The 11,966-nt window shown below is 68.7% G+C and carries 11 protein-coding genes; 1 reads left to right on the forward strand and 10 read right to left on the reverse strand.

The features are described 5' to 3' along the window. Window positions 1-230: 230 nt before the first annotated feature. Window positions 231-668, forward strand: coding sequence for a PucR family transcriptional regulator (locus ACFU6I_RS20265; RefSeq protein ID WP_384368432.1), 438 nt, complete (start codon window positions 231-233; stop codon window positions 666-668). 179 nt (window positions 669-847) lie between these two features. Here ACFU6I_RS20265 and ACFU6I_RS20270 read toward each other — a convergent pair whose 3' ends face one another. The 10 genes from ACFU6I_RS20270 to ACFU6I_RS20315 form a co-directional block, all read right to left on the reverse strand. Then, window positions 848-1,057 carry a hypothetical protein gene (locus tag ACFU6I_RS20270; protein WP_384368435.1) on the reverse strand — a complete coding sequence of 70 codons (210 nt, stop codon included), beginning with the start codon at window positions 1,055-1,057 and terminating at the stop codon, window positions 848-850. Between the two features lie 252 nt (window positions 1,058-1,309). Continuing rightward, on the reverse strand, window positions 1,310-5,065 hold the full coding sequence (locus tag ACFU6I_RS20275) for a S8 family serine peptidase (RefSeq protein WP_384368438.1): 3,756 nt from the start codon (window positions 5,063-5,065) through the stop codon (window positions 1,310-1,312). Between the two features lie 122 nt (window positions 5,066-5,187). Beyond that, window positions 5,188-5,496, reverse strand: coding sequence for a hypothetical protein (locus ACFU6I_RS20280; protein WP_384368441.1), 309 nt, complete (start codon window positions 5,494-5,496; stop codon window positions 5,188-5,190). 5 nt (window positions 5,497-5,501) lie between these two features. Beyond that, window positions 5,502-6,500: an RNA polymerase subunit sigma-70 gene (locus ACFU6I_RS20285; RefSeq protein ID WP_384368444.1), complete on the reverse strand. Its 999-nt coding sequence runs from the start codon at window positions 6,498-6,500 to the stop codon at window positions 5,502-5,504. A gap of 165 nt (window positions 6,501-6,665) precedes the next feature. Further along, a complete protein-coding gene (locus ACFU6I_RS20290) occupies window positions 6,666-7,400 on the reverse strand; it encodes an alpha/beta hydrolase (RefSeq protein ID WP_384368447.1) in 735 nt (244 codons plus the stop codon). A gap of 609 nt (window positions 7,401-8,009) precedes the next feature. Further along, window positions 8,010-8,420 (reverse strand): cupin domain-containing protein, encoded by a 411-nt coding sequence (locus ACFU6I_RS20295; RefSeq protein ID WP_384368450.1) that lies wholly within the window; start codon window positions 8,418-8,420, stop codon window positions 8,010-8,012. A gap of 42 nt (window positions 8,421-8,462) precedes the next feature. Then, on the reverse strand, window positions 8,463-8,783 hold the full coding sequence (locus tag ACFU6I_RS20300; protein ID WP_384368453.1) for a carboxymuconolactone decarboxylase family protein: 321 nt from the start codon (window positions 8,781-8,783) through the stop codon (window positions 8,463-8,465). A 59-nt stretch (window positions 8,784-8,842) separates the two neighbouring features. Then, entirely contained in the window at window positions 8,843-9,610 is a 768-nt protein-coding gene (locus tag ACFU6I_RS20305; protein ID WP_384368456.1) for an SDR family NAD(P)-dependent oxidoreductase, read from the reverse strand. Between the two features lie 463 nt (window positions 9,611-10,073). Next, window positions 10,074-10,739: an SDR family oxidoreductase gene (locus tag ACFU6I_RS20310; protein ID WP_384368458.1), complete on the reverse strand. Its 666-nt coding sequence runs from the start codon at window positions 10,737-10,739 to the stop codon at window positions 10,074-10,076. An 83-nt stretch (window positions 10,740-10,822) separates the two neighbouring features. Continuing rightward, window positions 10,823-11,839 carry a zinc-dependent alcohol dehydrogenase family protein gene (locus ACFU6I_RS20315; protein WP_384368461.1) on the reverse strand — a complete coding sequence of 339 codons (1,017 nt, stop codon included), beginning with the start codon at window positions 11,837-11,839 and terminating at the stop codon, window positions 10,823-10,825. Window positions 11,840-11,966 lie beyond the last annotated feature (127 nt).

Below are 11,966 nucleotides of genomic sequence, written 5' to 3' on the forward strand. Positions count from 1 at the left end.
TCGTGGGCACATCATTGATCACGTCTATCGACTGCTCGGTCCGTTGTCATTACATGCGGCGCGGCCACACGTTCGCGGGACGGTCCGCCAAGACCGCCCCGCACCCAAACCCACCCCGCTACAATCCCCACACCCAAGCCGTTGACCAGCAGTAATGGAAAAGTACGGCTGGAGTACTAGCAGAACATTCACTCGCTGCGCTCGCACCCTCGTGCCATACCGACCTGCGCGTGGCGCTCAGCCGTCCGGCACACGAACCCGATCAACTGCCCGACCTGCGTGCGGAAGTCGACGGCATCCTGCGCGTCACAACGCTCGATCCAAAGGCGCACCGGATAGCAGGTACGGCACAGGCACACGCCCGCATCCTCCTTGCGCGATTCACGGACGAGATCGCCCGCTCGCCCAGGCTTCGCCATCCTGGCATCGTCGCGATGACCGCGTACGACCACGAGCACCAGACCGAGTACGCGGCCTCAGTGAGCGCCTGGCTCGACGCAGGCGGCAACGCGGCGAAAGCCGCCGAACAGCTCACCATTCACCACAACACGCTCAAATACCGACTGCGGCGAGCACGCGAGCTGTTCACCCTCGACCTCGACCACCCAGACGACCGCCTTTCGTTGTGGCTGCAACTCCGCGCATCCCGTGACATACCCCCGCAATGACCTCTTCTTTTCGATAGACAACGGGCGAAAACGATGCCAGCACGCAGACGGCGCGTGCACTGCCCCGGGATCCGCCCGATTCCGACACAGCCCCAGCACGACCAGCGCGGGCTACTTGCCCGAACTGGGGGCGGTCCAACGGTCCCGGCAGACCGCCCCTTCGTCTGCTGCTCGTCTCGTCAGATCCACTGCACGAGAATGGCGTTGGCGCGCGCGCCGAACTCGCGAGCGGGCGTCGTCGCAGCGGCTGACGGGGTCGCAGACGACTTGTCGTCGCCGCGTCCGGCAAGCACCGCAACGAGCGTCGGCGCACCGCTCAGCGCCGCCGCGCCCCGCTTCTGTCGAGCCGTAGGCATGCCATGTCCGGCATTCTCGCCCTGCGCGTCCACACACCGCACCTCCTGGGCCGCCCTACGCACCCCACCCGGTCGTGGCAACTTGCCACGCACCGCAAAAAGCTCCTTTCCAGGGTTGCGACCCACTAAATACTGGCAAACTCGTCATATTTTGCTGATCAGGAAAGCACAGAAGATGGCTCCACACCCCTGTCGGAGGGTGTGGAGCCACCTCGTTCGCAACCTTCCGAGCGCCTCCCGAGCAACCTCAAGAGGAACTGTCAGCAGGTCACTTCAGCCGGACCCTCACTTCAGGCCGAACGCCCGGATGATTTCCTGATCGACGCCGAGCCCGTCCCCGGCCTCGGCGTGCGCCTTGATCGAGACGAAACCGCCGGCCTCCTTCGGCGTCTGGAACCGTGCGGTCCAGGAACCGGCCGAATTCTCGCGCAGCTCCACGTCGCTCCAGTTCTTGCCGTCGTCGTAGCTGACCGACAGCGAGGCCTTCTTCGCCTTCACCGCACCGTCCAGCCACTCCTGCGTGCCCGCCGTGAGACCGATCTCGGTCCACCGGCCCGCCGAGACGTCACCGGCGAGGTCGGTGTCGACCTTGTAGTCCAGCTGGAGCAGCGGGATGTCGGCCTGGTTCGGACCGTTCTGGTCCATCTGGCCCGAGACGAAGTTCCACTCGGTGTGGGTGCGGGTGGAGGTCTTCCACACGTCTGCGTCCCGGGTGGCGTCGAGCACGAAGCGGTACGGCAGCTTCTCGGCGGACACGTCCCAGGCGAAGCCGGCCCGGCCCTTGACCTTCTTGATCAGCGTGTCGCCCTGGTAGAAGGCGGTGCTGGTGGTCTCGTACTCGTTCTCCATGGCGCCCGAGTGGCCCGCGCCCGAGTCGGTCCACGGAGTGAAGTTGAACTGGATGTCGTTGTAGACGGAGCGGAACGGACCCCAGTAGGCGGTGCCCAGACGCGGGCGGGAGATCGGCGCGAACCACTGTGCGGAGTAGGTGCGGCCCGCTGTGTAGTCCAGGGCGCCGCCGCGCATCTCCTGCGCGGAGTCCGTCTGGGTGGCGTTGAGGACCGAGTGGTTCTCGTACCAGAAGGAGTCGCCCGGAAGCGGGTTGACCCACTCCTGGCGGGTGCCGGGGAACTTCTCGTACTCCTCGAAGCCGACACCCGGGCCGTAGTCCGGGATGTCGTAGCGGAAGCCCGCGCCGAGCGTGTCCTTGTGGCCGTAGAAGGTGTTCTCCACCTTCGCCAGCTGGCGGGTCGACGGAGCGAACTCCAGCGAACGGTCCGGCACGAAGCCGTCGTGGCGGTCCACCAGGTCGTACACGTAGCTCGCGTAACGGTGCTGAGCAACCGTCAGCTTCGCTCCACGCTGCGCGGTCTTGATCAGGTCCTCGCCCGCCAGGCGCTGGACCGAGGCGACCGGAATGGTTCCCTTGGTCCCGTAGGGCGTGTAGCTCTCCATCAGGACGCCGTCGCCGTCGTTGACAACGAACAGTGCCCCGGCGCCCGCGGCCACCGCGTTGGCGAGCCGGTCGGCGGGAGCCACCGCGTCACTGCTGCGGATGACGACGGCCTTGCCCTTGACGTTCAGACCCTCGTAGTCGGCTATGGCGCCGTTTCCTGCGAAGACGCTGGCCAGCTTCTCCTCACCGCCCTCGGCGATCGCCGCACCACCCTGCGGGAAGACCTGCACGTCACGGCCCTCGGCCGACACATCCAGCTGCTTCTCGCCCTGCCGCCAGCGGGTCAGGAAGGAGAAGCTGCCCTGCGTGACCTTCTTGGTGGGACTGGCCCACAGCTGGTCGTAGATCAACGGGATCTGGTACAGGTCGCGCTGGATCGTGCCATCCGGTGCGGTGCGCGCCATGTCGAATCGCAGCTGTCGGGTCTCGGTCTCCTTCGGGGTCCGCACACTGACCTTGCGGGCCTTGGAGGCGTCGAGGGTGACCGTGGTCGCCTTGTCGAGGATCGTCTCGGGGGCCGCGAGGAATGCCACGGCCTTCGAGTCGGCGCGGTCGCCGGCGACGCTCGCGGCGGTCCAAGCGGTGTAGTTGCCCGGCGGCAGCCGCAGTGTGTACTCGCCCGACACCGGGACGACATTCAGGTTCGGATCGCCTAGCGCGCCGAGGACGACCAGGCCGTCCATCGGCTTGCCGTCGCGGTCACGGAGCCTGAGCGTCAGGTCGTACAGCTCCTGCTCCTTGTTGAGGGCGAAGCCGGTGTGGGCGACGACGGTGCCCGCCGCGTCCTTGGCGATGACCTGCCCGGAGAACTGGGTGTCGTTCGCGACCTTCGACGGATCCAGCAAGAGCACAGCCTGGGCGGTGGAACCGGCCGGGACGGTCAGCTGCTTCGTCGACAGGGAGTAGGCCTCGGCATCGGTGTCCGTGGCCAGGTCGAGGGTGACGTCCTTCGTACCGGTGTTGCGGTACGTGATGGTCCGCTCGGCGACCGGGTCGGACGTGGAGTGCGGCCAGTCGTAGGAGGCGACCGCGACGGAGCCGGTGGCCTCGATGGTGGTGTCGACGGCCGCCTTCACGTCGAGCCGACCGGTGCCCTGCTCGTACGGGGTGTACGCGTCGAGCTTCTTCGACGAGCTCATCAGCGCGTCCTTGATCCGCTGACCGGACCAGTCGGGGTGACGCTGCTTCAGAATCGCTGCGGCGCCCGCGACATGCGGGGTCGCCATCGACGTACCCTGCATCGACCGGTACATCCCGCTGACGCCCGGAACCGCCTGCGAGGCGGCAGCGTTGATGGCCACACCCGGTGCGGACAGGTCGGGCTTCAGGCCGTAGGACCTGACGAGCGGGCCCATCGAGGAGAAGCTGGCGCGTTTGTCCTGCTTGTCGACGGCGGCGACGGTGAGTGCCTTCTCCGCAGAGCCGGGCGAACCGATGGTGCCCGCGCCGTACGCGTTGCCGGCGGCGATCACGAACAGCGGACCGCCGTCCGCCGAGAGGGTGTCGACCGCCTGCGACATCGGATCGGTGCCGTCGTCCGGGATGCTGGAGCCGAGGCTCATGGAGACGACGTCGGCGCCTTCGGCCTTCGCCCACTCCATGGCGGCGATGATCCCGGAGTCCTCACCGGAGCCCCCGTTGCCGAGGACCTTGCCGATGATCAGGTCCGCACCCGGGGCCACCCCCTTGTTGACGCCGTCCGACGCGGCGCCGGAGCCCGCGATCGTGGAGGCGACGTGCGTGCCGTGGCCGTGCTTGTCGAGGACCTCCTCGCCCGGCACGAAACTCTTGGACTCGAGGATGCGGTCCTTGACGTCCGGGTGGGTCGGGTCGATGCCGGTGTCGAGGACGGCGACCTTGGTGCCCTTGCCGTCGTACCCCTCGGCCCAGGCCTGTGGGGCGTTCACCTGCGGAACCGAGTCCTTCAGCGAGGCCTCCACCCGGCCGTCGAGCCACAACTTGGCGATGCCCTTGTCCAACGAACGGGACTTGGGGGTACGGGCGATGTCGTTCCAGAAGGCCCGGGCGGTGCCCTTCTCGGCCTTCAGCGCGGCGCCGTGGATGCTCTCCAGAGTGCGGGTCTTCTTCACACCGCGAGGGGCGGCCGGCAGTGAGCGGCCCTGACTCGCCGTGTAGGTGGCGATCAGCGGAATGCCGCCGGACTTCCGGTCGTCGTACCCCATCTTGACCAGAGCCGAGACATTGAACAGTCGGCGGTCCAACCTGCCCGCAGCAAGGAGGGAGTTGGCCTCGTCGGGCAGGACGTACAGATCGTCACCGGCCTGCTGGACATGCACGCCGCCGACCGCTCCGTCGGGGCGGTCCACGGTGACGGTGTCCTGCTTGCCGACACCATCCGAGTAATGCACGACATCCCCCGTGAGCAGGGTGATGTCGTACTCCTTGACAGGGGCGGCGGCCTGCCGGTCGACGGGCCCGGACTGACCCGCGGCGGCGGAAGCGAAGCCCGTTGCGGGCAACAGTGCCCCGCTCACCAGGGCGACCGAAGTCGCTATGAGCAGAGCCCTGCGTCCGGCACGAGCGGATCTCACCCGGCCGGAAGCGGAGGAGGATGTGAATGTCATGCAGCAGATCTAAAGGCAAAACCGAGGCTACGGTTGAGTTCACACCTGGCGTGAAGCCGCCGTGGCGGCAACCCGCCCACGAACGACCGTGGTTCGGGGGGCAGTTCAAGCCACGGAAATGATCACTGCCGCTGAAGCGTTGTTCGTCGCCCTGGTCGCCATCCAAGCCCTGCCCGGCACCGCCGTCCGGCGGCGGTCGAGGGCCGCGCGGGCGAGGGAGACGGCGTGCTCGTACCGCCCTTCGCCTCGCGGATCCGCCGTGCGGCAGTCGCTCGGGCCTCGACCTCGATGAGCGGGACGAGGACGGGCCCGGGCTCGCCGTCGCGTAGCTCCAGCTGCACCCGCCCGCAGGTGACGACGCCGAACGCGTCGCACCACTGCGCCGCGATCACCGCGACACGCGCGCCACCGCACAGCGTGAGCGTCCGCATCGGGACTACTCCGTACCGTCCGACGGCAGGCTCTCCGGCAGCCCGAGCCGTGGGAACCGGTCGTCGTGGAAGATGACGATCTCGGTGATGGCCCCGCCGGTGACGCGCAGGACGTCGATCGTCAGCGGCAGGTACGCGTCCTCCCGCTTCCGCCAGAGGTAGAAGGCGACGGCGGGCTGCCGGTTCACGGAGGTGAGGACGCCGCGCAGGCCCTTCATGCCCTCGAAGCCGCTCTCGACCCAGTCGTTCACCACCGCGTCGCGGCCGACGTACAGGCCCGGCGTGGGCGGCATCGAGCACCGGACATCGTCCCGCAGCATCGAGGCGAGCGCCGGGACGTCCGTGGCCACGCTGGCGTCGGTAAAGCGGCGTACCAGCTCGCGCGTCCCGGCGTCCTGTTCGCCGCCGGTCCAGTCCTGCCGCTCGGCGGGAAGGTGCTCCCGCATGCCGGCGCGGGCCCGTTGCAGCGCGCTGTTCACGGAGTTGACGGAGTCCCCGAGGAACTCCGCGACGCCCTTCGCCGGCCAGCCGAGCACGTCCCGCAGGATCAGCACGGCCCGCGGGCGCGGCGCGAGGTGCTGGACTGCGACCAGGTACGCCAGCTCGATGGTCTCCCGCGCGACGGCGACGGTCTCCGGCTCGTCCGCGTCGCTCGCGGGGAGCTCGTCGAGGAGCCGGTCCGGGTACGGCTGCAGCCACAGCACCTCGCCGCCGGTCGCAGGCTCCGGCCGGCACTTGGCGAGCAGGTCCAGGCAGGCGTTGGTGGCGATCCCGTACAGCCAGGCCCGGAACGTCGACCGCCCCTCGAAGGTCTCCCGCCGCCGCCAGGCACGGAGGAACGTTTCCTGCACGGTGTCCTCGGCGTCCTCGAACGACCCGAGCATCCGGTAGCAGTGCACGTGCAGCTCCCGCCGGTGCCGCTCCGCCAGCCCCGAGAACGCCGGCTCGTCGACCTCGCCCAGCCCGCTCACGCCCAGCTCCTCCAGCCACGTGTCCGCATTCATCACGTCATCCTTCCGCCTCGTCGTGTCCCGTCGTAGGTCTGACGGGTGCGGGCGCGAAAACTCATCACTGAGGGCTGTCCCGCCAGGGATTACGGGACAGCCCTCAGACGAGGAGCATTCTGGCCAACTCGGCTTACCGTCTGGTGGTGGCCTGACGGCCCGGCCTCACTTCAGGTGCCGGGTGAAGAACTGGGCCGCGGCGTCCCCCGCGAACTGCGGGACGCCGGTGTGCCCGCCCATATTGGCGTGGAGGGACTTCTCCTTGGAGCCGAAGGCGTCGAACAGATCCAGGGCCGCCTGCCGGTCGTTCCCTTCGTCGTCCCACTGCAGCAGGACATGCAGCGGAATGGTGATCTGGCGGGCCTCCTCGAACATGGCGCGAGGCACGAGACTCCCGGCGAAGAATCCGGCGGCCACGATGCGCGGCTCGACCACCGCAAGGCGAACGCCGATGGAGATCACTCCCCCCGAGTACCCGACCGGGCCGCCGATCTCGGGCAGCGACAGGAGGGCGTCCAGGGCGGCCTGCCATTCCGGGACCGCCTTGTCGACGAGCGGGAGGACGAGGGCGTCGATGATCTCGTCGCTGACCGGCTCGCCGGCTTCCATGGCCCGGCGCAGGTCGGCGCGGGCCTGCTCGGCGGCGGCCCAACGGGGCCGGTCGCCGCTTCCGGGGAGCTCGATGGTGGCCGCGGCGAAGCCATCCGCCGCGGCGTGCCGGGCCCGGGCCACCAGTCGGGGGTACATCTTGTGCAGTCCGAGCGGGGGGTGGCCGAGCAGGATCAGCGGCGTCGGTGCGGATGCAGATGCGGGCGTCCACAGGATGCCGGGAATCTCGCCGAGGGTGAATTCGCGCTCGAGAACGCCGTCGTCGAGGCGCTGTTCAGAAGTGAAGTGCATGGTCGTGCCTTTCGGGAGTGCTCTGGAACGGCGCTCCCGGACGACCTATCGCCCGACCGTGGCCCCGGAGGGGAGCACCCATGTCGATACTGCGTTCACGGGTACCACCTCCTCGTTCTCTAGCACGGCCTCCGGAAACGTAGCAGTGGTCGCGGTGTTCCGCCAAACGGTTTCTTGCGCGGGCTCCGTGGCCGGATGCCAAGGAGGCGGAACACTACGCAGAGCTGCATGGGGCCTCATCGCGGCTTCCCGAGGTAAGGCCCTGCGACGGCGGGGTGCGCCGGGGACGCTGTCGCGTCTCATGAGCATCGAACACGGCGCGCAGCCGACGCCTCCCCATCTCATGGACTGGTGCTGTCGGTTCTCGTGGACAAAGCCACGGTGCGGCATTCTGGGCGGCACCGTGGCAACACCCCGACGGGAGCAGCGGGCCTTCGATGATCTGCAGGGTGCTGTGGCCCGGCTCCGCGCAGGTGCCGCCTGATGGTCTGCTGTGCAGGTTTCGGGCTCGGCGCAGGCCCATCCATGCTGTCAGGCCGGTGAGTTCCACTGGAGTCATAGCCGGTCAGGCTTCGTGGGGACCTGCCCTGAGCCGGGCGGTGTGGTGCGTCAGTTACTCGTGTTCAGCGCGTGGGCGTACTGCTCGTCGGTGACAGGCTCCAGCCAGGTGGTGCCGTCTCCATCGGTGTCGCCGACGACCATGGCGATGTGCGCCATGAGGGTCGTGTCGGTGGCGCCGTGCCAGTGCTCCTCGCCTGCCGGGCACTTGACGGTCTGGCCGGCGTGGATGCGTACGACGTTGCCGTCGCGGGTGCCGACGAGGCCGACGCCGTCGGTGATGTAGAGGGTCTGGCCGTTGGCGTGGGAGTGCCAGTTGGTGCGGGCGCTGGGGGTGAAGCGTACGAGAGCGGCGGCGAGGTGGGCGGGGGCGGTGGGGGCTTCGATCATGTTGAGGTAGACGTCGCCGGTGAAGCGTTCGGCCGGGGCCTTCAGCGTGGCGGTTTCGGTGATGTGTTCCATGGTGGTTCTCCTCGGTGGGGTCGCGGTGCGGTGCTGGGTCGGTCAGGCTCTGCGCTCGTCGGCGATCTTCTTGAGCCGGTTGATGGCGGTCATGGCGTTGGGCCAGCCTGCGTAGAAGGCGAGATGGGTGATGGCCTCGGACAGTTCCTCCACGGTCAGGCCGTTGTCGAGGGCGACGCCCAGGTGGTGGTCGAGCTGCTCGCCTCGGTAGAGGGCGGTAAGGGCACTGACGGTGACCAGGCTTCGGTCGCGCGGTGAGAGGCTGGGGCGTTTCCAGACGTCGCCGAAGAGGACGTCGTTGGTGACCTCGACGAGTTTGGGAGCGATCGCCCTGAGTTCTTCGGGGGCGGACTGCTCGGGCATGGTGGTTCTCCCGTGTTCTACGAGTTCTGTGAGGGCAGGGGTGTGCGGGGGCTTCGTGGCTACTGGGCGGTGTAGCCGCCGTCGACTGGCAGGGCGACGCCGACGACGAAGCTCGCTCCGGGGCTGCACAGCCACAGGACGGCCTGGGCCATTTCGTCGGCGGTGCCGAGCCGGCCCATGGGCTGGTTGGCTTCGGCCTCGGCGCGGTCGAGCTCTCCCTTGGCGATCATGTCGCTGACCATGGGGGTGTCGATGGTGCCGGGGCAGATGGCGTTGATACGGATACCGCGCGGCGCGTACTCGAGGGCGGCGCTGGTGGTCAGGCCGATCACGCCATGCTTGGTCGAGTGGTAGGAGGCGCGTCCGGGCAGGCCGACGAGTCCGCCGAGTGAGGAGCAGTTGACGATCGCTCCGCTGCCCTGGGCGCGCATGTATCGCAGTTCGTGCTTCATCGACGCCCAAATGCCGCGCAGGTTGATGGCGTGGACCTTTTCGAACTGGTCGAGAGGTTCCTCGGCGGCGTCGGTGGGCGGGATCTGGATGCCGGCGTTGTTGTAGGCCATGTCGAGTCGTCCGAAGGTTTCCACGGTGCGGTCGACGGCGGCGGCGACCTGGTCCTCGTCGGCGACGTCGCAGACCAGGGCCAGGACTTGGTGGCCGTCGTCGGCGAGCTGCTTGGCGACGGCGTTCACGGCTCTCTCGTCGATGTCGGCGAGCGCGACGGCGGTCCCCGACCGGGCGAAGGCGCGGGCGGTGGCCAGACCCATACCGGAGCTTGCACCGGTGACAAAGGCGACCTGTCCGGTGAAGTCGTAGGTGGGGTTCATGACGGTTGCTCCCAACGAAGGTGTGCGGAAGTGGAGTTCAGCGCGGATCGCTGCCGGTGCGTCTGCCTCCTGCGGATCGCCGGCGTCGGTGGTGTGCTGGGCGACGGCCCGCGAGGGGTTGGCGGTGCCGCTGAGGGCGAGGGCGATGACCTTGGCTGCGGTCGGCTCGGGGGCGCCCTGGGTGGTCAGCTTCCGGGGCGGGGCTGTCGTTCAAGGTCGCGCCGACGGGCTGCCCGTGGAGGGTGACGCGAATGTCCGTCGGAGTGCTCCGGTCTGATCCGGAGGGGCTGGTGGACGCTGAAGTCCGGGGCCGCTCCGGTGCCGACGCCGGGTCGGTGGGTGTGGACGCGGGAGCCTGCTTGGCTTCCTCGGAGCAGGCGGTCATGGTCAGCAGCACGCCGGCGGAGGCTGTGGCGGTCAGGGCCCGGCGAAGGGGGAAGGTCATGAAAGTGCTGTCCTACGGTCAGTCGGGCATGGGTTCGGCGTAGTGCCGGAAGCCGTCGCGGTCGGTGTGCAGGGCGTACAGCCGCTCGGCCAGGACCTCGGGACTGGAGCTTTCGGAGTCGGGGCTGATCGCACCCGGGACGATCAGCTGCGTGGCGTGGATGTTCTCCGGGGCGAGCGCGGTGTGGAGCATCGCCGCGTAGGCACTCTCACCGGCGAACGCGATCGAGGTGCCGGCCACGCCGGTCTTCGGGCGCACCGCGCTGCCGCCGTTGACGAACAGCAGCGTGCCCCGGCCGAGCTCCCGCATACCGGGCAGAACCGCGTTCACACAGGTGAGAGGGCCCTTCACGGAAAACGCCAGCGGAGCATCCAGGTCGGCCGCGCTGGTTTCCAGGACCGGCTTCATGAAGTCGGCTCGCGGCACCGGGCTGTACTGCAGGATCTCGACGGACCCCAGCTCCTCGGCCGCCGTGCGCAGGGCCGTGGTCAGCGAGTCGGGGTCGAGAACGTCAGCGGAGTAGCCGCGTGCCTGGACCCCGTCGCCGTCCAGCGCCGCCACCAGCTCGTCGAGACGATCGGTGTTGCGTGCCAGGAGTGCGACGGTGTGGCCTGCCTTGCCGAAGCGGCGGGCGGCGGCCAGGCCCAGGCCGGGGCCTGCGCCGACCAGTGCGAACGTGGTCATGGTGAGTCCTTGGGCGAAGAGAGGGGCTGGACGAGGAGAGGCCTGACCGGTCCCGCTTGGCGGGGCCGACCGGAACGGTCGGGTCAGGGGGTGAGGAGGGTTTTGATGGCGCGGCGTTCGTCCATCGCCCTGTAGCCCTCGGCGACCTGCTCCAGCGGCAGGGTGAGGTCGAAGACCTTGCCCGGGTCGATGCTCCCGGTCAGGACGCGCTCGATGAGGTCGGGCAGGTAGCGGCGTACGGGCGCGGGGCCGCCGCGCAGTCCGACGTGGGAGAAGAACAGCTCCTGGCCGTCGACGGCGACCTCGTGGGGGACGCCGACGAAGCCGACGTTGCCGCCGGGGCGGGTGGAGTTGAGGGCCTGCTGCATGGACTGGGCGGTGCCGACACACTCCAGGACACTGTCGGCACCGATCCCGCCGGTCATCTCCTTGATCCGGGCGACGCCTTCCTCGCCGCGCTCGGCGACGATGTCGGTCGCGCCGAATTCACGGGCGAGGTTCTGGCGGCTCTCGTGGCGGGACATGGCGATGATCCGCTCCGCGCCCATCTCCTTCGCGGCGATCACCGCGCACAGGCCGACCGCACCGTCACCGACGACCACGGCGGTCGATCCGGGCTTGACCTCGGCGGCCTCAGCGGCCCACCAGCCGGTGCCCATCACGTCCGACACAGCCAGCAGACCCGGCCAGAACTCCTCGCTGGGCACGCTGTCAATGGCGACGAGCGTGCCCTGCGCGTGCGGGATGCGCACGTAGTCGGCCTGGCAGGTGGACATGAACTCGCGGTTCAGACAGCTCGACTGGAACCCGTTACGACAGTTCGCACAGACATTGTCCGAGGTCGCGAACGAGCCCACGACGAACTGGCCCGGCTTGACGGCGGTGACCTCGGACCCGACCTCTTCGACGAAGCCGACGTACTCGTGGCCCATAGGATGCGCCGCGTCGGTCGGCTCGGCCCCGCGATACGGCCACAAATCCGAACCACACACGCACGTCACCGCCGTACGGATGATCGCGTCGGTCGGCTTGAGGATCTTCGGGTCCTCCAGAGTCTCGAAACGGATGTCGCCAGGGGCGTGAATCACTGCGCCGCGCATGAGAGGTTCCTTTGCGTACTTGGTACAGGGTGCGGACCCGAAGCACGGGCGGCGGACCACCCGGGCCGGGGACGGGGGCTTCGCAAGCACCGCCTTCATGGCTGGTAGCGGAAGCACCACGCCTTCC

Origin of the sequence: Streptomyces sp. NPDC057486, assembly GCF_042802415.1 — a bacterium.
In the GTDB taxonomy this organism is placed as follows: Bacteria; Actinomycetota; Actinomycetes; order Streptomycetales; family Streptomycetaceae; genus Streptomyces; species Streptomyces yanii.